Origin of the sequence: Streptomyces sp. B6B3, from assembly GCF_039871525.1 — a bacterium.
Classification (GTDB): Bacteria; Actinomycetota; Actinomycetes; order Streptomycetales; family Streptomycetaceae; genus Streptomyces.
Map to the genome: position 1 here is coordinate 12860 of NZ_JBDPLU010000014.1, position 23451 is coordinate 36310.

General features: G+C 73.7%; 21 protein-coding genes. 17 read left to right on the forward strand and 4 right to left on the reverse strand.

From position 1 onward, the window contains the following. The first annotated feature begins 11 nt into the window (after nt 1–11). The 10 genes from ald (at nt 12) to der (ending at nt 10987) form a co-directional block, all read left to right on the forward strand. Nucleotides 12–1145, forward strand: a complete 1134-nt coding sequence (ald, locus tag ABGB06_RS25665) for an alanine dehydrogenase (RefSeq protein ID WP_347593418.1) — start codon at nt 12–14, stop codon at nt 1143–1145. Nucleotides 1146–1618: 473 nt separating this feature from the next. Beyond that, nucleotides 1619–2650 (forward strand): ParA family protein, encoded by a 1032-nt coding sequence (locus tag ABGB06_RS25670; RefSeq protein ID WP_347593420.1) that lies wholly within the window; start codon nt 1619–1621, stop codon nt 2648–2650. Continuing rightward, nucleotides 2635–3198, forward strand: coding sequence for a hypothetical protein (locus ABGB06_RS25675; RefSeq protein WP_347593422.1), 564 nt, complete (start codon nt 2635–2637; stop codon nt 3196–3198). Before ABGB06_RS25670 ends, ABGB06_RS25675 begins: the two co-directional genes overlap by 16 nt. A gap of 525 nt (nt 3199–3723) precedes the next feature. Beyond that, on the forward strand, nt 3724–4887 hold the full coding sequence (locus ABGB06_RS25680; protein WP_347593794.1) for a ScpA family protein: 1164 nt from the start codon (nt 3724–3726) through the stop codon (nt 4885–4887). Continuing rightward, nucleotides 4884–5534 (forward strand): SMC-Scp complex subunit ScpB, encoded by a 651-nt coding sequence (gene scpB, locus ABGB06_RS25685; RefSeq protein ID WP_347593424.1) that lies wholly within the window; start codon nt 4884–4886, stop codon nt 5532–5534. The genes ABGB06_RS25680 and scpB overlap by 4 nt, the downstream gene beginning before the upstream one ends. A 10-nt stretch (nt 5535–5544) precedes the next feature. After that, complete coding sequence (locus tag ABGB06_RS25690; RefSeq protein ID WP_347593426.1) at nt 5545–6804, forward strand: pseudouridine synthase; 1260 nt, start codon at nt 5545–5547, stop codon at nt 6802–6804. Nucleotides 6805–6875: 71 nt separating this feature from the next. Further along, the gene (locus ABGB06_RS25695; RefSeq protein WP_347593428.1) at nt 6876–7961 is read left to right on the forward strand and encodes a prephenate dehydrogenase; all 1086 of its coding nucleotides are present in this window, start codon (nt 6876–6878) and stop codon (nt 7959–7961) included. 127 nt (nt 7962–8088) lie between these two features. Beyond that, on the forward strand, nt 8089–8805 hold the full coding sequence (gene cmk, locus ABGB06_RS25700) for a (d)CMP kinase (RefSeq protein ID WP_347593429.1): 717 nt from the start codon (nt 8089–8091) through the stop codon (nt 8803–8805). 32 nt (nt 8806–8837) lie between these two features. Continuing rightward, a complete protein-coding gene (locus tag ABGB06_RS25705) occupies nt 8838–9440 on the forward strand; it encodes a lysophospholipid acyltransferase family protein (RefSeq protein WP_347593796.1) in 603 nt (200 codons plus the stop codon). Between the two features lie 77 nt (nt 9441–9517). After that, nucleotides 9518–10987, forward strand: a complete 1470-nt coding sequence (gene der, locus ABGB06_RS25710) for a ribosome biogenesis GTPase Der (protein WP_347593431.1) — start codon at nt 9518–9520, stop codon at nt 10985–10987. 43 nt (nt 10988–11030) lie between these two features. Here der and ABGB06_RS25715 read toward each other — a convergent pair whose 3' ends face one another. Together ABGB06_RS25715 and ABGB06_RS25720 are read right to left on the reverse strand one after the other, a co-directional pair. Further along, a complete protein-coding gene (locus ABGB06_RS25715; RefSeq protein WP_347593814.1) occupies nt 11031–11561 on the reverse strand; it encodes a hypothetical protein in 531 nt (176 codons plus the stop codon). A 175-nt stretch (nt 11562–11736) separates the two neighbouring features. Beyond that, a complete protein-coding gene (locus tag ABGB06_RS25720) occupies nt 11737–12555 on the reverse strand; it encodes a hypothetical protein (protein ID WP_347593433.1) in 819 nt (272 codons plus the stop codon). 445 nt (nt 12556–13000) lie between these two features. On the opposite strand from ABGB06_RS25720, the gene ABGB06_RS25725 reads away from it, so the two are divergent. After that, a complete protein-coding gene (locus tag ABGB06_RS25725) occupies nt 13001–13216 on the forward strand; it encodes an I78 family peptidase inhibitor (RefSeq protein ID WP_347593435.1) in 216 nt (71 codons plus the stop codon). Between the two features lie 54 nt (nt 13217–13270). On the opposite strand, the gene ABGB06_RS25730 is transcribed toward ABGB06_RS25725, so the two are convergent. Further along, complete coding sequence (locus ABGB06_RS25730; RefSeq protein ID WP_347593437.1) at nt 13271–14197, reverse strand: phosphatase PAP2 family protein; 927 nt, start codon at nt 14195–14197, stop codon at nt 13271–13273. A gap of 358 nt (nt 14198–14555) precedes the next feature. On the opposite strand from ABGB06_RS25730, the gene ABGB06_RS25735 reads away from it, so the two are divergent. The 3 genes from ABGB06_RS25735 (at nt 14556) to ABGB06_RS25745 (ending at nt 18581) form a co-directional block, all read left to right on the forward strand. After that, nucleotides 14556–16208 carry an MFS transporter gene (locus tag ABGB06_RS25735; protein ID WP_347593439.1) on the forward strand — a complete coding sequence of 551 codons (1653 nt, stop codon included), beginning with the start codon at nt 14556–14558 and terminating at the stop codon, nt 16206–16208. A 68-nt stretch (nt 16209–16276) separates the two neighbouring features. Continuing rightward, nucleotides 16277–17467, forward strand: coding sequence for an acyl-CoA dehydrogenase family protein (locus ABGB06_RS25740; RefSeq protein WP_347593441.1), 1191 nt, complete (start codon nt 16277–16279; stop codon nt 17465–17467). Between the two features lie 334 nt (nt 17468–17801). After that, a complete protein-coding gene (locus tag ABGB06_RS25745) occupies nt 17802–18581 on the forward strand; it encodes a putative protein N(5)-glutamine methyltransferase (protein WP_347593443.1) in 780 nt (259 codons plus the stop codon). A 70-nt stretch (nt 18582–18651) separates the two neighbouring features. Here the strand turns inward: ABGB06_RS25745 and sepF are convergent, their stop codons facing one another. Then, nucleotides 18652–19095, reverse strand: a complete 444-nt coding sequence (sepF, locus tag ABGB06_RS25750) for a cell division protein SepF (RefSeq protein ID WP_347593445.1) — start codon at nt 19093–19095, stop codon at nt 18652–18654. 480 nt (nt 19096–19575) lie between these two features. Here sepF and ABGB06_RS25755 point away from each other — a divergent pair, with 480 nt between their 5' ends. The 3 genes from ABGB06_RS25755 (at nt 19576) to ABGB06_RS25765 (ending at nt 23214) form a co-directional block, all read left to right on the forward strand. Next, nucleotides 19576–20397 carry a S1 family peptidase gene (locus ABGB06_RS25755; RefSeq protein ID WP_347593798.1) on the forward strand — a complete coding sequence of 274 codons (822 nt, stop codon included), beginning with the start codon at nt 19576–19578 and terminating at the stop codon, nt 20395–20397. 461 nt (nt 20398–20858) lie between these two features. Beyond that, nucleotides 20859–21941 carry a S1 family peptidase gene (locus ABGB06_RS25760; protein ID WP_347593447.1) on the forward strand — a complete coding sequence of 361 codons (1083 nt, stop codon included), beginning with the start codon at nt 20859–20861 and terminating at the stop codon, nt 21939–21941. Between the two features lie 106 nt (nt 21942–22047). Further along, nucleotides 22048–23214: a DUF5685 family protein gene (locus ABGB06_RS25765; RefSeq protein WP_347593449.1), complete on the forward strand. Its 1167-nt coding sequence runs from the start codon at nt 22048–22050 to the stop codon at nt 23212–23214. Nucleotides 23215–23451 lie beyond the last annotated feature (237 nt).

The window sequence follows — 23451 nt, forward strand, 5'->3', positions numbered from 1 at the left end:
GCGCAAGGACCGTGATCGACGTGAAGGTCGGTATCCCCCACGAGGTCAAGAACAACGAGTTCCGCGTCGCCATCACCCCGGCCGGCGTCCACGAGCTCGTCTCCGCCGGCCACCAGGTTCTCGTCGAGCGGGGCGCCGGGCTCGGCTCCGCCATCCCGGACGAGGAGTTCCGGGCCGCGGGAGCCACCATCCTGGACGAGGCCGACGAGGTGTGGGCCGAGGCGGAGCTGCTGCTCAAGGTCAAGGAGCCGATGCCGGAGGAGTATCCCCGGCTGCGCAAGGACCAGACCGTCTTCACCTATCTGCACCTCGCCGCCTCGCGGGAGTGCACGGACGCGCTGCTGGCCTCCGGCACCACGGCCATCGCCTACGAGACGGTGGAGGCCGAGACGGCCACCGGCCGGGCGCTGCCGCTGCTCGCCCCGATGTCCGAGGTGGCCGGCCGCATCGCGCCCCAGGTCGGGGCGTACCACCTGATGCGGTCCTCCGGCGGGCGCGGTGTGCTGCCCGGCGGCGTGCCCGGCACCGTGGCGGGCCGGGCCGTCGTCATCGGCGGCGGCGTCGCCGGCTGGAACTCCGTGCGGATCGCCGTGGGAATGGGCTTCCGGGTGACGCTGCTCGACACCGACGTCGCCAAACTCCGCGAGGCGGACCGTGTCTTCGGCACCCAGGTGGAGACCGTCGCCGCCAACGCGTTCACGGTGGAGCGCGCGGTGCTCGACGCCGATCTGGTCATCGGCGCGGTGCTGGTGCCGGGTGCCCGCGCGCCCAAGCTGGTGTCCCGCGAACTGGTGTCCCGGATGAAGTCGGGCAGTGTCCTTGTCGACATCGCGATCGACCAGGGCGGCTGCTTCGAGGGCTCCCGGCCCACCACGCACGCCGAGCCCACCTTCCGGGTGCACGAGTCGCTGTACTACTGCGTGGCCAACATGCCGGGCGTGGTGCCCAACACCTCGACGTACGCGCTGACCAACGTCACCCTCCCGTACGTCGTGGCGCTGGCCGAGCACGGCTGGCGGGAGGCGCTGCGCCGGGACCCGGCGCTGGCCCACGGGCTGAACGCGCACGACGGGCAGCTGGTCTACGAGCCGGTGGCCAGCGCGCACGGACTCCCGCACGCCGAGCCGCGCGCCGTACTCGGCTGACGGGGCGCCCCCTGACGGTGCTAGCGTCAACATCACGAATGTCACAGCAGGGGGAAGGACTTGACGCCCGCGGCCGACCCGCGGGCCGGCCCGGCGGCTCCGTCAGCGGTACCAACTCGTCCGCAACGTGGCGCTTTACCCGTTTCGTGCGCCACTGAATCGAGCTGCCGACGAGGCACGTGCCCTTGACAAGTGAATGTTCGACGGCCGACACATCCGCGCCGGTCCGGCGGATTGTGTTGCTGCGGACCGCCGACACGCCATAGAGTCGCCAAACGTCGGCATGGTGAACGCTGACCCTATCTAGAAGTTTCCTGGTCCCCAAGGAGGTAAGACGACTTGTGAATGAGTCGACAATTACTCCCGGGGAAGGACAACCAGGGGTCCCCGAGCGGCGTCACGGCGCCTCGGATCTGACGGGCATCGGCTCCGTCGCCGTCCACACATTCGCAACCCACCAGAGCCCACCGAGCATGACAGCGCATCAGAGCACGGACGGCCATGAGATGACTGCCATGGCAGCAGACCGCACGGGCGGCGAGCCCGGCCGCTACCCCGACTACGACCTCCCCGACGGGCAGTTCTTCGACCCGGACGCGGAGTACGAACCCGATCCCGAGTACGCGGCGACCATCGCCCCGGACGCGGCCAGACAGCGCCGCGAGCGCATCGGCCCCACCGGTCGCCCGCTGCCGTACTTCCCGATTCCCGGACCCATGACCGAACGCGGCCCGGCGAAGATCATCGCCATGTGCAACCAGAAGGGCGGGGTCGGCAAGACCACCTCGACCATCAACCTGGGAGCCGCTCTCGCCGAGTACGGCCGCCGGGTCCTGCTCGTGGACTTCGACCCGCAGGGCGCCCTCTCCGTGGGCCTCGGTGTCAACCCCATGGAGCTCGACCTCACCATCTACAACCTGCTGATGGAGCGGGGGATGGCCCCCGACGAGGTGCTGCTGAAGACCGCGGTCGCCGGCATGGACCTGCTGCCCAGCAACATCGACCTGTCCGCCGCCGAGGTGCAGCTGGTCAGCGAGGTGGCCCGGGAGTCCACGCTCCAGCGCGCCCTGCAACCGCTGCTGAGCGACTACGACTTCGTCATCATCGACTGCCAGCCGTCGCTCGGCCTGCTCACCGTCAACGCGCTCACCGCCGCGCACAAGGTGATCGTGCCGCTGGAGTGCGAGTTCTTCGCGCTGCGTGGCGTCGCACTGCTGACCGAGACGATCGAGAAGGTGCAGGAGCGGCTGAACCCCGACCTGCGGCTCGACGGCATCCTGGCCACCATGTACGACTCCCGCACGGTGCACAGCCGGGAGGTCCTGGCCCGGGTCGTCGAGGCGTTCGACGACAACGTCTACCACACCGTCATCGGCCGCACCGTGCGTTTCCCGGAGACCACGGTCGCCGGCGAGCCCATCACCACCTATGCCTCCAACTCGGTGGGGGCCGCCGCCTACCGTCAACTCGCAAGGGAGGTGCTCGCCCGGTGCCACGCCGAGTGAGTCTCCCGGCGGCCGACGAACTGTTCCGTAGTACCGGAGGGGCCGCCGTGCAGCCCTCGACCCCTCCTGAGCACACCAGTGGCGGCACGGACACCCCGGGACCGCGGGTGCCCGCACCGGCGGGCGAGCAGCGCCCGGCGGGTGAGGGCAGCATCGAGGAGACCGCGGCGAACGCGGCGCCGGTGGACGGCAGGTCCGCGGGTGAGCGCAACGGGCGGGACGGCGTCCCGGCGCAGACGAAGCGCGCCTCGGGCGGGCGCGGGGCCGGCAGCGGTGCGAAGGCGCCGTCCGGCGGCGCCGACGCCCCGCGGCGCGGGCGCGGTGGGCGCCGCCCCAGCGGGCGGGAGCGCCACGACGAGAAGATCACCGTCTACGTCTCCGCCGAGGAGCTGATGGACCTCGAACACGCCCGGCTGGTGCTGCGCGGCGAGCACGGGCTGGCCGTGGACCGCGGCCGGATCGTGCGGGAGGCCGTCGCGGTGGTGCTGGCGGACCTCGAATCCCGCGGCGAGGCGAGCATCCTCGTGCGCCGCCTGCGCGGACGCTAAGCCCCGATGAGCGGGCCGGAACGCCGCCGTCGGGTGCTGGGCGCCGGCGGAGCGGCGGCCTTGCCGGCGGCGGCCTTGCCGGCCGACCCCCCGCCGCCCCCCGACCCGGACGCCACCGAGCCACACGAAGCGCACCACGCGCCTGCGGAGCCAGCGGCCACCGCCGAGGCACGCGAGGCCGCGGTGCCCGCGCCTGCGGCGCCAGAGGACGCTGCCGAGCCGCTCGCAGCGGCCGTGCCCGCGCCGTCGGGTTCTCCGGAGGCCGTCACCTCGGGTGCGTCGGGGCCCGCGATGCCGGTGGACGCCGCCGGACCCGGCCAGGCCGCCGTGCCCGCGCCCGCGGCGTCACCGGAGGGCGCCACGTCCGGTGCGGCCGCGCCAGCAGACCACGGCGAGCATCGCGAAGCGACTGTGCCCGCGTCTGCGGCGCCAGAAGACGCGACTGAGCCGCGGGCAGCGACTGTGCCCGCGCCGTTCGGTTCCCCGGAGGGTGCCACCTCCGATGGCGCCGAGCCCACGACCCGGGTGGACGCCGCCGGACCCGGTGAGGCCGAGGTGCCCGAGCCTGCGGCGTCGCCGGAGGGCGCCACGTCCGGTGCGGCCACGCCTGCGGCGGCGGAGGAGGCCGCTGTGCCGGCCCCCTCGGCATCGCCGGAGGGCAGCGGCACCAGGCCGGGCGCGGTACCGGCTGACGCCGTTGAACCGCGGGTAGCGGCCGTGCCGGCGCCCGCCGCGTCGCCGGAGGGCGCCACCTCCGGTGCGTCCGGTCCCACCGCGCGGGTAGAGGCCGGCGAGGGGGCCGAGGCCGGCAGGGCCGCCGCGGGGGATGGGCGGTTCACCGTCGTGCTGGAGAACTTCGAGGGGCCGTTCGACCTGTTGCTCCAGCTGATCTCGAAGCATCGTCTGGACGTCACCGAGGTGGCGCTCTCGCGCGTCACGGACGAGTTCATGTCGTACATCCACGCCATGGGCCCGGACTTCGACCTCGACCAGACCACCGAGTTCCTGGTCGTCGCCGCGACCCTGCTGGACCTGAAGGCGGCCCGGCTGCTGCCGGCCGCGCAGGTGGAGGACGAGGCCGACCTCGCGCTGCTGGAGGCCCGGGACCTGCTCTTCGCCCGGCTGTTGCAGTACCGCGCGTTCAAGACGGTCGCCGAGATCTTCTCCGACCGACTGGCCGCCGAGTCGCGCCGCCACCCGCGCACCGTCGGCCTGGAGCCGCACCACGCCGAGCTGTTGCCGGACGTCGTCATCAGCATCGGCCCCGAGGGCTTCGCGCGGCTCGCCGTGAAGGCGATGCAGCCCAAACCGAAGCCGCAGGTCTACGTCGACCACATCCACGCCCCGCTGGTCAGCGTCCGGGAGCAGGCCGAGGTGGTGATCGCCCGGCTCCGGGAGCTCGGGGACGTCGACTTCGTGGAGCTGACCAGGGACGCCCCGGACACGCTCACCGTCGTCGCCCGTTTCCTGGCCCTGCTCGAGCTCTACCGGGAGCGTGCCGTGGACCTCGACCAGGAGGAGGCGCTCGGCCGGTTGGTGATCCGCTGGCGCGGCGGGGCGGACGCCCGGCCGATGGTCACCGACGAGTTCGACCGGGGACCCGCCGTGGAGGCCGACGGCGACGGGGGAACGCACGGGACCGCAACCGAGTCCGGGCTCGCGAGAGAGCCCGAGAGAGAGCTCACATGATCCCCCAGCAGACCGGTCAGCCGGCCGGCGAGCCGGACGCGACGGGCGTTGCCGCGCTGGACCTCAAGCCCGCGCTGGAGGCCGTCCTGATGGTCGTCGACGAGCCGGCCACCGAGGAGCACCTCGCCAAGGTGCTCGGCCGACCGCGCCGCGCGGTCGCCGACGCGCTGCGTGAGCTGTCCGACGAGTACGCGGAACAGCGGCGCGGCTTCGAGCTGCGCCGGATCGCCGGCGGCTGGCGGTACTACACCCGCGCCGAGTACGCCGACGCCGTGGAGAGCTTCGTGCTGGACGGCCAGCACGCCCGGCTCACCCAGGCCGCGCTGGAGACCCTGGCGGTGATCGCCTACCGGCAGCCGATCAGCCGATCCCGGGTCTCCGCGGTGCGCGGCGTCAACTGCGACGGCGTCATCCGGACACTGCTCCAGCGCGGGCTGGTGGAGGAGGCGGGCACCGAACCCGAGACAGGTGCGATCCTGTATGTGACGACGCACTACTTCCTGGAGCGGATGGGCCTGCGCGGGCTGGACGAGCTCCCGGAGCTGGCACCCTTCCTTCCCGAGGCCGACCAGGTCGAGGGCGAGAGCCAGGAGGGGGTGCCGTCGTTCGACGTCGACGACAGCGACGACTCCCCGACGGACAGCTAACGGATCAACGATGCGAAGCAGCGGCAGGAACAGCAACCGGAACTACCGGGGCGCGGGCAACGGCCGGGACGCCAAGCGACAGCAGGCGGGCCGGCCCCGCCCCGAGGAGCGCAGGTACCCGACGAGCGGCGGTGCCGGCCGGCCGGACCGGCCGGCCAGGGACGACCGCGGCGGCCGGGACGACCGGGACGACCGGCGCGGGTCCGGAGGCGGACCGCGGGACCGGGACGGCCGGGACCGCCGCGACGACCGGGAGGGCCGGGGCCGCGGGGACGGGCGAGACGGCCGGGACCGCCGCGACGACAGGGAAGGCCGGGAAGGCCGGGACCGCCGCGACGGCGGGGACCGCCGGAGCGGTCGGCAGTCCTCGGACGGCGGATCGGGCCGCGGCATCCCCGGAGCCAGGGCCGGCGGCCGCCGCGGCGGCCCGCCGCCGAGCCGGCGCACCCCGCCGGCCCGGTCGCGCGAGTACCAGGCGGACGCGGAGGAACGGGTCCGCGCGCGGCACGACCGGCCGGCCCGCAGGCTGCCGAAGACGTTCGACGAGCCGGAGGGCGAGCGCCTGCAGAAGGTGCTGGCTCGCGCCGGGCTCGGCTCGCGCCGCGCCTGCGAGGAGCTGATCGACGCCGCCAGGGTCGAGGTCAACGGCCGGATCGTCACCACCCAGGGCCGACGGGTCGACCCGGAGCGGGACGAGATCAAGGTGGACGGCCTCACCGTGGCCGCCCAGAAGTACCTGTTCTTCGCCCTCAACAAGCCGGCCGGCGTGGTGTCCGCCATGCACGACCCCGAGGGCCGTCAGTGCCTGGGCGACTACGTCACGAACCGGGAGACCCGGCTCTTCCACGTGGGCCGCCTGGACACCGAGACCGAGGGCCTGATCCTGCTCACCAACCACGGCGAGGTGGCCCACCGCCTCACCCACCCCAGGTACGGCATCACCAAGACGTACCTCGCCGCTATCCAGGGCCCGATCCCGCGCGACCTCGGCAAGCGCCTCAAGGACGGCGTGCCGCTGGACGACGGCTTCGCCCGCGCCGACAACTTCCGCGTCGTGGAGAACACCGGCCGCAACTACCTGGTCGAGGTGTCGCTGCACGAGGGCCGCAAGCACATCGTGCGCCGGATGCTCGCCGAGGCGGGTTTCCCCGTGGACCGGCTGGTGCGCACCCGCTTCGGCCCGATTCCGCTAGGCGACCAGAAGTCCGGCTGGCTGCGGCGGATGACCAACACCGAGGTCGGCCAGGTGATGCAGGCGGTGGGGCTGTAGGCCCGCCCGGCGGCGGCCGACGGGAGGAGGACCAGGGGAAACGGTTCGCCGGGCGCACTACGCTGTGACCCATGCGTACCGCTCTGGTCATCGGCACCGGCCTGATCGGCACCTCCATCGCGCTCGCCCTCTCCTCCCGAGGGGTGCGGGTGCATCTGGAGGACAGCGACGACGACTCCCTGCGCACCGCCGCCGCCCTCGGCGCGGGCACCGAGGAGCCGGTCGCGGCCCCGGTGGACCTCGCCGTGGTGGCCGTCCCGCCCGCGTCCATCGCGGAGAGCGTGGCCGCCGCCCAGCGGCGCGGCGTCGCCCGCGGGTACGTGGACGTCGGCAGCGTCAAGGGAGGGCCCGGCAGGGAGCTCGCCGCGCGCGGCGGCGACCTCGGCTCGTATCTCGGGACCCACCCGATGGCCGGCCGCGAGCGTTCGGGACCCCTGGCCGCCACCCCCGACCTCTTCGAGGGCCGGCCCTGGGTGATCGCCACCACCCCGGCCGTCGACACGGAGCTGCTGAACCTGACGCTGGAGCTGGTCGCGCTGTGCCGCGCCGTGCCCGTGGTGATGGACGCGGACAGCCACGACCGCGCCGTCGCCCTGGTCTCGCACGCCCCGCAGTTGCTCTCCAGCCTGGTCGCCGCCCGGCTGGAGACCGCGGAGGAGAGCGCGGTGCGCCTGTGCGGCCAGGGCATCAGGGACGTCACCCGGATCGCGGCCTCCGACCCGGCGATGTGGATCGACATCCTCGCCGCGAACCCGGGGCCGGTCGCCGACGTCCTCTCCGAGGTCGCCGCCGACCTGGAGGAGACCGTGCGGTCGCTGCGCGCCCTGCAGGCCGCCGACGAGGCGAAACGCGCCGACGGGGCGGCCGGCATCGAGGAGTTGCTGCGGCGCGGCGCCGCCGGCCGGCAGCGGGTGCCCGGCAAACACGGCGCGGCCCCGACGGCGTACGAGACCGTCGCCGTGCCGATCTCGGACCGGCCGGGCGAGCTGGCCCGCATCTTCGCCGACGCCGGCCGGGCCGGGGTCAACATCGAGGACGTCCGCATCGAGCACGCCACCGCCCAGCAGTCCGGTCTGGTCCAGCTCATGGTGGAGCCCAGCGCCGCTCCCGCGCTGGCCGCGGCGCTGCGCGAACAGGGCTGGTCGATCCGCCGCTGAGCGGCCGGCGGCGCCCGCCCTCCGGTCGGCCGCGGGACGCCGCCCACTGGGGTACGGGTACCCTTCTTCCCGGGGTTTCCGGAGGGCCGAGTTCCTCGCTCCCGTCCCCGCTGGTCCGCTCGACAACGTGAGAAAGGCGTCCATCGCCGTGGCCGAAACACCCGTCATCGTCGCCATCGACGGCCCCTCCGGCACGGGCAAGTCCAGCACCTCCAAGGCCGTGGCAGCCCGGATGGGCCTGGACTTCCTCGACACCGGCGCCCAGTACCGCGCCATGACCTGGTGGATGCTGACCAACGGCATCGACGTCCACGAGCCCGCGGCGGTCGCCGCCGCCGCGGTCAAGCCGTCCATCGTCTCCGGCACCGACCCGCTCGCCCCGACCATCGCCGTCGACGGCACCGACGTCGCCGGGCCGATCCGCGGCCCCGAGGTCACCGCCGCGGTCAGCGCGGTCAGCGCGGTGCCCGAGGTCCGGACCCGGATCACCGAGTTGCAGCGCTCCATCGCCGCGGCCGCGCGCCGCGGGATCGTCGTCGAGGGCCGGGACATCGGCACCACCGTGCTGCCCGGCGCCGACGTCAAGATCTTCCTCACCGCCTCGCCCGAGGCCAGGGCCGCCCGGCGCAGCGCCGAGCTCGTCGGCACCGACGGCGGCACGGCCGACGTGTCGGCCACCCGCGAGGCGCTGGCCCGGCGGGACGCCGCCGACGCGGGCCGCAAGGCGTCCCCGATGGCCAGGGCGGACGACGCGGTGGAGGTGGACACCACGGAGCTGACCCTGGAAGAGGTCATCGACCACGTGGTGTCCCTGGTCGAGGAGCGGAGGCGGCGACAGCCGTGACCAGCACACGCGGCGCCGCGGCCGGGCGCCGCATGGCGGCCGGCATCCTGCGCGGTGCCTTCCGGCTCACCGCGCTCGGCGCCTGGCGGGTGCCCGCCGAGGGGCCGGTGATACTGGCGGTCAACCACACGCACAACGTCGACGGCCCCGTGCTGATGGCGCTCTCCCCGCGGCCGACGCACTTCCTGGTCAAGAAGGAGGCGTTCGTCGGCCCGGCCGGCACCTTCCTGCGCGGCATAGGGCAGCTGCCGGTCGACCGGGAGAGCGTCGACCGGGCCGCGGTGGTCTCGGCGCTCGCCGTGCTGGAGGCCGGCGGGGTGCTCGGCATCTTCCCCGAGGGCACCCGGACCCAGGGCGACTTCGCCACCATCAGGTCGGGACTGGCCTACTTCGCGCTGCGTTCCGGCGCCCCGATCGTGCCGGTGGCGGTGCTCGGCGGCGGCGACCGCCGCGGCCGGCTGGTGCGGGCCCTGCCGCCGCCCAGGGCCCGGATCGACGCGGTCTTCGGCGCCCCGTTCCCGGTGGGCGACGGCGGCGTGCGGCGCACCCGGGCGGCGCTCGACGAGGCCACAGGAATGATCCAGGAGCGGCTGGCCAGCCACCTGAAGGAGGCCAGGCGCCTCACCGGCCGTTAGGGCGTGGCCGTGGCACGCGGCACACTGGACCCGCACCCACCGAGACCTACCAGCCACGTAACGAGGTACAGGACGTCATGAACGAGCAGGACCACGCCGACGCGGGCTGGCACGGCGCCCTCGGGGACGCCGAGTACGCGGAGTTCATGGAGCTCGCCGCCGAGGAGGGCTTCGGCGCCGAGGAGGTCGACGGCGAACTGGCCGCCGCCTCGGCCGGCCCGCTGCCGGTGCTGGCCGTGGTCGGGCGGCCGAACGTCGGCAAGTCGACACTCGTGAACCGGATCCTCGGCCGCCGCGAGGCGGTCGTCGAGGACCGCCCCGGGGTCACCAGGGACCGGGTCACGTACGAGACGGAGTGGGCGGGCCGGCGCTTCAAGGTGGTGGACACCGGAGGCTGGGAGCAGGACGTGCTCGGCGTCCAGGCGTCCGTCGCCGCGCAGGCCGAGTTCGCCGTGGAGGCCGCCGACGCGGTGGTGCTCGTGGTGGACTCCACGGTGGGCGTCACCGACACCGACGAGGCCGTGGTCAAGCTGCTCCGCCGGGCGGGCAAGCCGGTGGTGCTGGCCGCGAACAAGGTGGACGGCCCGTCCATGGAGGCCGACGCCGCCTACCTGTGGTCGCTCGGCATCGGCGAGCCGCACCCGGTCTCGGCGCTGCACGGCCGGGGCACCGGCGACATGCTCGACGCGGTGCTCGACGTGCTTCCCGAGGCGCCGGCCGAGGACTTCCTCGGCGGTCGCGGCGGCCCGCGCCGGATCGCGCTGCTCGGCCGGCCTAATGTCGGCAAGTCGTCCCTGCTGAACAAGGTGGCGGGCGAGGAACGCGCCGTGGTGCACGAGACCGCGGGCACCACCAGGGATCCGGTCGACGAGCTGATCCAGCTCGGCGGGAAGACCTGGCGATTCGTCGACACGGCCGGCATCAGGCGCCGGGTGCACCTGCAGGACGGCGCGGACTACTACGCCTCGTTGCGCACCGCGGCCGCTCTGGAGAAGGCCGAGGCCGCGGTGGTGCTGATCGACGTCACCGAGCCGATCAGCGTCCAGGACACCCGGATCATCACGATGGCGGTGGACGCCGGCCGGGCCCTGGTCATCGCCTACAACAAGTGGGACCTGCTGGACGAGGAGCGCCGCTTCTACCTGGAGCGGGAGATCGAGCAGGAGCTCGTCCAGGTGCGCTGGGCTCCCCGGGTGAACCTCTCGGCGCGCACCGGGCGGCACATGGAGAAGCTCGTGCCGGCCCTGGAGACGGCTCTGGCGGGCTGGGAGAGCCGGGTGCCCACCGGCCGGCTCAACGCGTTCCTCGGCCAGCTGGTCGCCTCGCACCCGCATCCGGTGCGCGGGGGCAAGCAGCCGCGGATCCTGTTCGGCACCCAGGCCGGCACCCAGCCGCCCCGGTTCGTGTTCTTCGCCTCCGGGTTCCTGGAGGCGAACTACCGGCGCTTCGTCGAGCGGCGGCTGCGCGAGGAGTTCGGCTTCGAGGGCACGCCGATCAAGGTGTCGGTCCGGGTGCGCGAGAAGCGCGGACGGGCGCGACGGAGCTGACGCGCGCGCCCCGGCCGGTGCCGGGGCGCCGTCGGGCGCGCGGTCAGCCGCCCGACAGCATGTCGTGGGCCGACGGGTCCGGCGGCTCCTGGCGGGCCGGCGGCAGCGCGGCCTGCAGCCCTCGACCCGGCGCCATGCCGCCCGGGTGGCTCCCCTGAGGTCCGTGCGCCCCGAGCATCCCGTGGGTCGGATGGGCGCCGTGCGTGCCGGCGTGCACGGGCCCACCGCCCTGGCCGGCGGCGTGCCCGTGCAGGTGGCCGGGGGAGTGGTTCGGCGCGTGGGCGCTCATCTGCCCCGCCAGGTGGCCGCCGAGATGCCCGTGCTGGCCCGGCGCGTGGACCGGGGCGGCGTAGCCGGCGTACCCGAGCCCCGGGGCCTCGGGGTGCCGCCCGTAGACCTGCCAGCCGCCCGTGCCCCAGGCCGTGCCGAGCAGGAGGCCGAAGCCGGCGAACCGCAGTTCCTCCTCGCCGGAGCGGTCGCCCGGGAGTGCCCGGAGCAGCCGCCGGTACTCGGCGCACAACGAGTCGTAGATGGGCGTCGCCGAGCCGGTCGACTGCTCGTAGGACGAGCGCATCGCGGGGATGCCGGGGCTGCCGGACGTCTGTCCGTGGCGGTAGGAGGACTGCGGTCGGGAAGGTTCGTAATGCTGCACATCCGTCCAACGATCCGCCGGTCAGACGGATGCGGGGTGGGATGGTGCTGCACCTGAACGTCCCAGCGCCGGCGGCCACCACCCGGCGCGACGGATCCTAGGTGCCGGCGAGCGGCATCGCCGCGGCGACCAGGATGCCGCCGGCCGCGGCCTTCTCCAGGGCGTCCCGCAGCAGGTCCTCGCGGGGCTGCTGACCGATCGAGCCGGCCGGCGCGCCGTAGACGAAGACGGTCTGGTGCTTGAGCGCGCTGGCCCGCCAGCCCTCGGTCACCGGCAGCGGCTGGTGCGCCTGCCACCAGGCGGAGCCCTGGCTGCCGGCCGGCCCCGCCTGGAGCACGGCGTGCAGCCGCCCCATGGCCAGCAGCACCGACCAGCCGGGGAGCCGGGACGGCGCGTTGGCCACGTCGATGACCGGGACGAAGCCGGCCTCGATGAGCAGCGGCAGGAAGTCGTCGCCGGGCCCCGAGGTGCCGGGGCGGACGATGGGACCGGTGGGCTCCACGACGATCGCCGGGTAGAGGTCGGCCTCGACGAGGATCTGGCCGCAGGTCACGCCCAGTACGGCCTGGCCGGACGCGGGGTCAGGCAGCGGCGTGGTGGGGACGGGCACCGACGCCGCGGGCGGCGGTTGGTGTTGGCCCTCCCCGGTGATGGACCGCACGGCGCCGCGCAACTGCTCCTCGGAGACCGGCACCACCTGCGAGGGAATGCAGGTGGCGTGGGCGAACGCCAGCACCGCGGTCTCCTCGCCGACGAACAGCACCGTGCTCGTGCGCTCCTGGTGCGGGTTGCCCTGGGTGCGGCAGGACGTGCAGTCGTAGCTGTCCGGGGCGTTCTCCCCGGTGAGCAGCCGTTCGGCTTCTTCGTCGCCGATCTCGGCGCGTACGTCGTGGCTGACGTCGAGCAGGGGGGACACTGTCGCTCCTCGGTTCGGGATCTCCGCCACGGCCGGCGGGGGTGCCCCGTGCACAACGGGCCGGGCGGCGCGCGGGTCACGCCCCGCGGCAGGCGAATCGCCGCTTCGGTGGTCGGCGAGGGCGCGCCCGCACATCCGAGCGGTTGCGGCGCGGATGAGCGGGATCCGCGGAGCGGAAGGCCGGCGGCGACCATAAACCTGACGTTCACTCCGTTCATCTGACGGGTGAATTTCGCGTGTGCAAGGCGACGCCCGGCGTGCCTCGTAGAATGTTTTTCGGAATTCTGTGCGGCGTGGGATCCGCGCATTCCGAGCGCGTCGGCTATTACAGGACGTGCACGAGCGGCCGGCGGGCCGGACGGCCCGTCGCTGTGACACAAGCGTGACACTACCCGGATCCGGACGGGACTTCCGGGTGGTGGCGGCCACCCCGTACGGTGGCGCCATGGCACCGCTTCCACCCCGGCCCCAGACCCCAGACGACGCGCCCGACGACTACGTCGGACTGGCCGCCGAGGCCGCCGAGCGGCGGGCCAGGGACCGTGGTTGGCGCACCGTGCGCCGCCTTCCCCCGGACGCCGTCATCACCATGGAGTTCATGCCGGGGCGGCTGAACCTCGCCGTCCAGGACGGCGAGGTCGTCCGCTGCTGGCCGGGCTGATCCCGCTGGCCCCCGGGGTCGACCCCGGGCGGCGCGTGCCGCGCTGACGGCCGTTCAGCGGCTGCCGACCGGACGGACCGGATGCTCGGAGTGCCCGTGCGGGCCCGATCGGAGCCGCACCGGCGTGATCCGCCCTGCGGCGCCCGCCACCGCCGGCTCGCCCACCGGGGTCTCGCCCGGCAGCGCCGTGGCGGACAGCGGGGACGTGGTGACCGGCAGCGGCGGCAGCACGTCGGGCCGTCGCGGGGGCGTGCCGCGCAGTCGGTCCCGCAGCCGCAACAGGCTGCGTTCCAGCCGGGAGATGGTGGGCTCGCACCACGGCATGGCCAGCAGCACCAGGAGGCCGGCGGCCCAGCCCAGCAGCACGTCGCTGGCCCAGTGGGTGCCGAGGTACACGGTGGTGGTGCCGACCCCCAGGGCGAAGACGGCGGCGACGACCGAGAGGGTCCGCCGGGCGCCCGGGGTGGTGGCCAGATAGGCGAGTATGCCCCAGGTGACGACGGCGTTCGCGGTGTGGCCCGAGGGGAATATGTCGCCGGCGCCCCACATCTCGTTCGAGCCGATGACGTTGGCGTAGTGCGGGCCCTCGCGCCCCATGCCGATCTTGGCCGCGCCGACGCTGAGGTTGAGCAGCAACAGGGCGGTGACCAGCACCAACAGGGGGCGCAGGGTGCGTTGCCGCCAACAGCGCCAGGCCAGCCAGGAGGCGATCAGCACGGCCGTCGGCCCGCGTTGACCGAGCACCACGAAATAGTCGAGGAAGGCGTGCAACTCGGGCCACTGCTTGTAGGGCCGGAAGAGCATCAACTGCCAGTCGAGCGTGACCAGCCAGGAGGTGCTCCACACCGCCGCCACGATGACCGCATAGAAGCCCAGCGTGACCCACAGCAGCATGACCCGGGTGCGGCTCATTACGGGAGCCGGCACCTCCGGGGGCTTCTGCTCCTGCTCCAGGCGGGCGAGGATTCGGTCGGTACGCACTCTCTCAAGATTACCGGCAGTGATAGCCGGCTTCCGGTGTCGCCCCGCCTTCGTAACGGCTATGTGATGTATGGCGAGTGCATTCGTGATCCCGTTATCCGGGCTTTACGAAATGAGAGGGTTCCGGCTTTGCCGCGACGGGGCAATCGGAGTGGCCGTTCAGATTGTTTTCTTTTCGTCACGGGCAGGTGAACGGCGTCCGCGGACGCGGCCCCCCGGCGCCTGTCGTAGTCTGTCTGACCATCTGCCCTCCGCGCCGCGCCGGACGTGACACGCGCGCCGTCCGGACTCCCCCGTGGTGTGGAGGTGGGAGCGCGCCATGACGCGGAGAGCCGCAGCACAGGGAGGTGCCGACCAGATGTCCGGGACGACCCCGCCCGGAGCCGCAAGGGACAGCAGTCGCTGGACGGTTCTGGTGGTGCTCTGCGCGAGCCTGCTGCTGGTGGCCATCGACGCCACCGTGCTGCACGTGGCGGTGCCCGCGGTCACCGAGGACCTCAGGCCCGGCGGCGTCCAGCTGCTGTGGATCGTCGACGCGTACCCGCTCGTCTGCGCCTCGCTGCTCATCCTGTTCGGCACCCTCGGCGACCGGATAGGCAGGCGCCGAGTGCTGCTGCTCGGCTACGGCTGCTTCGGCGTGGCCTCGGCCCTCGCCGCGTACGCCGGGAACCCGGCGACGCTGATCGCGGCCCGCGCGCTCCTCGGCGTCGGCGGCGCGATGATCATGCCCGCCACGCTCTCCATCCTCCGACAGGTCTTCCCCGACCGGCGCGAACGGGCGCTGGCCATCGGGATCTGGAGCGCGGTCGCCGCGGCGGGCGCCGCCGTCGGCCCGCTGGTCGGCGGTGTGCTGCTGGAACACTTCTGGTGGGGCTCGGTCTTCCTGATCAACATCCCGCTGATGGCGATCTGCCTGCCGGTCGGCCGCTGGCTGCTACCGGAGTCCACCGGCGACCGGGTGGGCCCCTGGGACGTGGGCGGCGCGGTGCTTGCCGCACTGGGGCTCTTCGCCGCGATCCTCGCCATCAAGCGGGCCGGCGACGGCGAGACGTTCACCGCCGGCACCGGGATGGCCCTGGTGCTGGCCGTCGTGCTGCTGACGCTCTTCGTCCGCCGCCAGCGCCGGCGCCGCTTCCCGCTCATCGACCTGGCGGCGTTCGCCCGTCCGGCGTTCGGCACCTCCGTGGGGTGCATCGTGCTGACCGTGCTCGCGCTGGTCGGCCTGGCCCTGGTGGCCGCCCAGTACCTGCAACTGGTGCTCGGCCTCTCGCCGCTGGAGACCGGACTGCGGCTGCTGCCGCTCAGCCTGGCGGCCATCGGCGCCGGCCTGGTGGGCTCCCGGCTGCTGGCCCGGTTGGGCCCGCGTCTGATGGTGGCCCTGGGCTTCCTGCTCACCGCCGTCGCCGTGCTGTCGCTGGTCAGCCTCGACCAGCGGGACAGCCCCGCGGTGATGGCGCTGGGCTTCGTGCTCCTCGGCTTCGGCCTGGAGACGACGCTCTTCGGCTCCTACGAGTCGATGCTCAGCGACTGCCGGGCGGGCGAGGCCGGTGGCGTCGCGGCCGTCGGCGAGACCGCCTACCAGTTCGGCGCCGGGCTGGGCGTGGCCCTGCTCGGCAGCGTGATGAACGCGAAGTACGCCCCCGGCGTGCTCCGGGCGGGCGAGTCGGGCGCGGTGAGCGATGCGGACGCCGAGTCCGCCAGCCACTCGCTGGGCGAGGCCTACACCGTGGCCGCCCGGCTGGGCGGGGACGGCGGCGAGACGCTCAGGGCGGCGGCCAGGGCGGCGTTCGTGCACGGCATGCACACGACGCTGCTGGTCAGCGTCGTACTGCTGCTGCTCGGCGCCGCGGCGGCGCTGCGCCTGCCGCGGGTGCTCGGCCCCGGGCACGGCGGAAGCGTCGACCCGGCGGAGCGGGTGGCCCGAGGCGCCGCGGACGTGGTCGGGGACGGGGCGGGACCGGCGGCGCCCGGCGAACGGTCGTTGTTGCCCACCGGGAGCGGCAGGCCGTAGCGTCGGCCGCGTTCGCCACACGTGCCGCAGGGACGCCGCGGGACGCCACAGGGACAGGGAAGGGCCGAATGACCGCCGCCGAGCCGCCGCCGTTCGACCCTGCCGATCCGCTGGGCCTCGACGACCTGTTGGCGCCCGAGGACCTGGCGGTGCGGGACACCGTCCGCGCCTGGGCCGCCCGGCGGGTGCTGCCCGGGATCGCCGAGTGGTACGAGCGCGGCGAACTGCCCGAGGTCCGCGAGCTGGCCAGGGAGCTGGGTGCGCTCGGCGCGCTCGGCATGACGCTGCGCGGCTACGGCTGCGCCGGCGCCTCCGCGGTCCAGTACGGGCTCGCCTGCCTGGAACTGGAGGCGGCCGACTCGGCGCTCCGCTCGCTGGTCTCCGTGCAGGGCTCGCTGGCCATGCACGCCATCCACCGCTACGGCAGCGAGGCGCAGCGCGAGCGGTGGCTGCCGGCGATGGCCGCCGGCGAGCTGATCGGCTGCTTCGCGCTCACCGAGCCGGACCACGGCTCCGACCCGTCGGGCATGCGCACCCGGGCCGAGCGCGACGGCTCGGACTGGCTGCTGACCGGGCGCAAGGCCTGGATCACCAACGGCTCGCTGGCCGGCGTCGCCGTGGTCTGGGCCCGCACCGACGACGGGGTCCGCGGCTTCCTGGTGCCCGCCGGGCTCCCCGGGTTCACCGCCACCGAGATCCGGCACAAGGCGTCGCTGCGCGCCTCGGTCACCAGCGAGCTGGCGTTCGACCGGGTGCGGCTGCCGGCCGACGCCGTGCTGCCGGAGGCGCGCGGCCTGCGGGCCCCGCTCGGCTGCCTGAGCCACGCCAGGTACGGCATCACCTGGGGCGCGATGGGTGCCGCCCGCACCTGCTTCCAGACCGCGCTCGACTACGCCGGCACCCGAGAGCAGTTCGGCCGGCCGATCGCCGGCTTCCAGCTCACCCAGGCCAAGCTGGTCGACCTGGCCGTCGCACTGCACCAGGGGCTGCTGCTGGCGCACCACCTCGGCCGGCGGATGGACGCGGGGCGGCTGCGGCCCGAGCAGATCTCGTTCGGCAAGCTGAACAACGTCCGCGAGGCGCTCCGGATCTGCCGGGAGGCGCGGACCGTGCTGGGCGCGAACGGCGTCTCGCTGGAGTACCCGGTGATGCGGCACATGGCCAACCTGGAGTCGGTGCTGACCTACGAGGGCACCGCCGAGATGCACCAGCTGGTGCTCGGCAAGGCCCTCACCGGCCTCGACGCCTTCCGAGGCTAGGGCGGGCGGGAGCCGGAGCCGGGCCCGGGGCGCGGAATCGCGGGTGGGGTAGGGTGACCGGGCGCGGTGGCCGCCGAGGCCGCCGCGGAGTCCCGCCGAACCCCGTCGAGCCATGTCGAGGAGGTGAGCCCGATCAACGCCAGGTCAGGTCGGTTGCTCTCACCCCACGGCCGCGTGGTCCGCCGGACGCACCGGCGCGGGTGACCTGGGAGCACCCCGCGTTCCGCGAAAGGCTCTCCCGCTCGTGTCCTGCTCTCCTTCCTCTCCTCGCCCCACCCCGCCGCCGCCCGCGCCCCCGGCCGCGTCCGTCGGTCCGGGCCCTGACCTCGGCGACGTGGTCCACATCCTCCGCGCCGCCGGCTGCGTCTTCGCCGAGGACGAGGCGCGCCTGCTGCGCGCGGCCGCCGGCACGCCGGCGGAGCTCGCCGATCTGGTGCACCGTCGGGCCGCCGGACTCCCGCTCGAACAGGTGCTCGGCTGGGCCGAGTTCTGCGGACTGCGGATCGCCGTCGAACCCGGCGTCTTCGTGCCGCGCCGCCGCTCCGAGTTCCTGGTGCGGCAGGCCGCCGAACGGCTGCGTTCCCTCGCCCGGCGGGCCGTCGTCGTGGACCTGTGCTGCGGCACCGGTGCGCTCGGCGTCGCGCTGCGCGCGGCGCTGGACGGCCGCGTCGATCTGCACGCCGCCGACCTCGATCCGGCGGCGGTGCGCTGCGCGCAACGCAATGTTGCCCCGGGGCGGGTGTACCAGGGGGACCTTTTTCGGCCGTTGCCCGCGACGCTCCGCGGTCGGGTGGACGCGCTCGTCGCGAACGTTCCGTACGTGCCGACCGACGAGGTCGGCCTGCTGCCGCCCGAGGCGCGGCTGCACGAGCCGCTGACGGCGCTGGACGGCGGCGCGGACGGCCTCGACGTGCTCCGCCGGGTGGCCGACGAGGCGCCGGCGTGGCTGGCGCCTGGCGGCTGCCTGCTGGTGGAGACGAGTCAGCGCCAGGCGGCGCGGGCCGTCGCGGCGTTCGCCAGGAGCGGGCTCCGACCGCGGACGGTTCGCTCAGCTGAGCTGAACGTCACGGTCGTGGTGGGCACCCGGACCCCGGCGCGACCACGCCTCGGCTGACTGGCCGGCGGACCGGGCCCGGGCAGCGAACGGCCCCGCCGTCCCGAAGGACCGGCGGGGCCGTCGCGTGTCAGCTCTGGTTGAAGAAGCCTCCCTCGGACGAGTGGCGGGTGTCGCCGTTGACCACCTGGTAGTCGGCGGGGGTCAGCAGGAACACCCGGTTGGCCACCCGGTCGATGGTGCCGCGCAGGCCGAAGATCAGGCCGGCCGCGAAGTCCACGACGCGCTTGGCGTCGGCGGACTCCAGGCTGGTGAGGTTGATGACCACCGGGACGCCGTCCCGGAACAGCTCGCCGATCCGGCGGGCGTCCCGGAAGCCGTCAGGGGTCACGGTGGCGATGCGATTGCCCTGGTCATGCGCCACCTCGACGGCCACCCGGACCCGCGGGTCGGTCGTCCACGGCTCAGCGGTGTCGCCGGGCTCCGGCCCTTCGGCGTACTCGTCGTCGTAGTAGCGCATCTCGCTGTCATCGACGAGGCCCAGCCAGGCACTCGCCCTCCGCACGGATCCCATGGACGCCCTCCTTTCCTCGCGCGGCCGTACCGTCATTCTCTCGGTCTGCTTCCCTATGGTCGTCCATCATGCGCACGTTCTGCCAAGCAGTTTGCGACTCGTACCGGGTTTCGTGACGGTTCTGGTGCATACGATATGGCGCCCGTTCAGACGGAGCGTGGTTTCGGAGTGCTGACGGAGCGTGCGCCGGCGGGCCGTCAGCCGGCCGCTGTGCGACGGGGCTCGGGGCCTTCCCGGGTGGCCGAAAGTCGTTCTCGACAACACGCCCGACGGTGAGAACACTCAGGACAGCGCTTGTCAGGGTCATGCCTCAACGCCCTGCCACGCCTCACGGGTCGCCACCTGGCGGCCCTCTGAGTCCCCACCTGGAGGAAGCACGTGAGATCCAAGCGCACCAACCCCCACAGAAGCCCAGGTCGGCTGACCCGTCGGCTGCGGCAGTTCGTCGCAGCCAGCGGAGTGGTCGCCGCCGCGGCGTTCCTGGCGCCGGGCGCGGCCCAGGCGGACGACGCCCAGGTGTTCAGCGCCAACCAGCTCGCCTCGGCGAGCGACGCCGTGCTGGCCGCCGACGTCGGCGGCACCGCATGGGGTGTCGACCGCGCCACGAACAGTGTCGTGGTCACCGTGGACGAGACCGTCTCCGAGGCGGAGATCGCCCGCATCGAGCGGAAGGCGGGCGAGCTCGCCGAGGCCATCACCATCGAGCACACCGACGGTGTGCTGCAGCGCTACATAGCGGGTGGAGATGCGATCTATGCGAGTAGCTGGCGCTGCTCGCTGGGCTTCAACGTGCAGAGCGGCAGCACGTACTACTTCGTGACCGCCGGACACTGCACCGACGGCGCCGGGACCTGGTGGGGCAACTCCAGCCACTCCACGACCCTGGGCACGACCGCCGGCTCCAGCTTCCCGACCAACGACTACGGTTTGGTGCGGTACACCGGTTCCGTTTCCCACCCGGGCACGGTGAACCTGTACAACGGCTCGACGCGCGACATCACTGGTGCGGCGAACCCCACCGTCGGCCAGTCCGTGCAGCGCAGCGGTAGCACCACGGGCCTGCACGGCGGCTCGGTGACGGCGCTCAACCAGACGGTCAACTACGGCGGCGGCGACGTCGTCTACGGGATGATCAGGACGAACGTGTGCGCCGAGCCGGGCGACAGCGGCGGTCCGCTGTTCTCCGGCAACACCGCGCTGGGTCTGACCTCCGGGGGCAGCGGCAACTGCTCCAGCGGTGGCGTGACCTACTTCCAGCCCGTTGTCGAGGCCCTGAACGCCTACGGCGTGACCGTCTCCTGACGTCAGGCGAGGCTCTCCCCGGCGCCTGAGCGCCGGCCCCACTGCCCCCGTCCGGTTCTCCGGGCGGGGGCAGTGGCACGAAATGCGGACGCCGAGATGCGGTGAGCGGTCCGTCAATGTCGGTTTCCGGTCAGGTCTAGGCCACACATCTCGCCACCGCGTTGCTTCCCGCCGGCCCGTCCTGCTAACGGAGCGCGTCCCTCCGCACGCGGTTGGTGGTCCGGTTGTCGTCCCGCAGCGGGAATGCCGGGAGTGTTGTGGATGCCTCGCACCGATTTCCTGCAAAGGTGTGTTGATATGGCCGGGGCGCGAACTTGTTCCTTGTGCGCTCCCTGGTGGGCTCGCGATACTCGCCAGACCGCTTGGCATGGACGTGACTGGGTGCGGCCGGACCGTACCGGTACGCACGGGTCCGTGCTCTCCGGAGCCCCAGGCTCCAACCCCCACAGGAGGAAAAGAGCGTGACACACCGACGCAAGTCAAGGCAGCGCCTGGCGATCGCGGCGACCGGCATCGCGGCCCTGGTAGCCGGAAGCTTCGCCATCTCCCAGGCGAACGCCGCCCCTGCGCAGGAGAAGACCGACGGCATTCAGGTGCTGTCCTCCGAGCAGGCGGGCACGCTGGCCACCACCCTCACCGACGAACTCGGCACGGCGGCGGCGGGCACGTACTACGACGCCGAGTCCGAGAAGCTCGTGGTGAACGTCGTCGACGACTCCGCGGTGGAGGCCGTCGAGGCGGCCGGCGCCGAGGCCAAGATCGTCGACCACACCATGGCGGAGCTCAACGACGTCAAGGCCGCGGTCGACGAGTTCGCGGTGCCCGGCACCGCCTGGTCGGTCGACCCCGTGAGCAACAGCGTCAAGGTCACCGTCGACAGCACCGTGACCGGCGACGAGCTCGCCCAGGTGGAGAACGGCGTCGCCGACCTGGCGGGCATGGCCACCCTGGAGACCGTCGAGGGCGAGTTCGCCCCGTTCATCGAGGGCGGCGACGCGATCTACGCCTCCGGCGCCCGCTGCTCGCTCGGCTTCAACGTCACGGTCGCCGGCGTCCCGGCGTTCCTGACCGCCGGGCACTGCGGCAACATCTCCGCCAGCTGGTCCGACTCGTCCGGCGGCGGCGAGATCGGCACGGTGACCGAGAGCGTGTTCCCGGGCAGCGACTACGCGCTCGTCGAGTACACCGCCGACGTCGACCACCCGAGCTCGGTCGACCTGTACGACGGCACCTTCCAGGAGATCACCGGTGCCGGTGACGCCGTGGTGGGCCAGGACGTGACCCGCAGCGGCAGCACCACCGGCGTGCACGGTGGCGAGGTCACCGGCGTGGACGTCTCCGTGCAGTACCCCGAGGGCACCGTGGACGGCACCATCCAGACCACGGTCTGCGCCGAGCCGGGTGACAGCGGCGGCGCGCTCTTCGCGGGCGGCACCGCCCTGGGCCTGACCTCGGGCGGCAGCGGCGACTGCTCCTTCGGTGGCACCACGTTCTTCCAGCCGGTGACGGACGCGCTGGCCGCGGTCGGCGCCACGCTGCCGTGACGTGAACCACCCGCCGCTCCCAGCCGAGTGGCAGACTACGGAAGCCCCCGGCCCGCGTGGCCGGGGGCTTCCTGGGCGTCAGGCCCGAAGAACGGGGGAGTAGTAGATGTTCGGCATCATCAGGCCGTGCCAACACCGGCTGACCGACGACATGCACAGCGAGTGGCTCGCGCACCTGTGCGGGCTGTGCCTGGCCCTGCGCGGCACCCACGGGCAGTCCGCGCGCCTCGCCACCAACTACGACGGGCTGCTGATATCCGTCCTGCACGACGCGCAGACCCGGCGGGCGCCGGGCGAACTGCGCCGCACCGCGGGACCCTGCCCGCTGCGCGGCATGCGCACCGCCTCGGTGGCGCGCGGCGAGGGCGCCCGGCTGGCCGCGGCGGTCTCGCTGCTGCTGGCCTCCGCCAAGATCCGCGACCACGTCCTCGACGGCGACGGCCTGCTGCGCCGCCGCACGCTGGCCACCGCGGCCGGCCGGGTGGCGGCCGGCTGGGACCGGGCCGCCGCGCGCAGCGGCGCGGAGCTGGGCTTCGACACCGGCGTGCTGGTGGCCGCGGTGGAACGGCAGCAGGAGCTGGAGTCGCTGGCCGGCCCCGGCACCTCGCTGCTGGTCGTGACCGAGCCCACCGAGACCGCCACGGCGGCGGCCGTCGCGCACACCGCGTGGCTGGCCGGCCGGCCGGCGAACGCGGCGCCGCTCGCCGAGGTCGGCCGGCTGTTCGGTCGGCTCGCGCACCTGCTCGACGCGGTCGAGGACCTCGCGGCCGACCGGGCCACCGGGGCCTGGAACCCGATCGACGCCACGGGCACCTCCCTCGCGGAGGCGCGGCGACTCTGCGACGACGCGGCGTACGGGGTGCGGCTCGCCCTGCGCGAGGTGGAGTTCGAGGACACCGAGGGTGAGGCGCTGACCCACGAGCTGCTGGTGCACGAGCTGCCGCGCGCGGTGGACCGCGCCTTCGGCACCAGTTGCGAGCACACGGGGGCGGCGGGCGCCCAGGGGGCGTACGGCCCGCCCGGTGGCGGTTCGCCGTACGACGGGCCGCCGTCCGGCGCGCCGCCGAAGCGGCCGCCCCACCAGGGGAACGGGCTCCTCGCCGGCTGCGCCAGCTGGACGCTGCTGTGCTGCACCTGCCAGGTGTGCTGCCGCAACGACTACCGCGACCCGTGCTCGGGGAAGTGGCGCAAGGGCTGCTGCCGGCGGAAGAAGAACAAGAAGGACAACAGCGACTGCAGTGACTGCTGCGACTGCTGCTCCTGCGACTGCTAGGCCCTTGCTGAGCCCTTGCCGGGCGACCCGCGGCTGAACGACGGCCCGGCCCCGTCACGGCCCGCCGCCCCGCCGGGGCGGAGCCCTGCGGGGGGGGGCGGCCGACGGTCGGGGTGTGGTCGCCCGCTTCGCGGCGACCGGCTGCGCCGCCGGGCTGGCGGCGTGCGGTGGGTGACTGCGGGGCAGGGACGAACGACGGGGTCGGCCCCGTCGCGGCGCCACCCGCCCGGGTGGGCC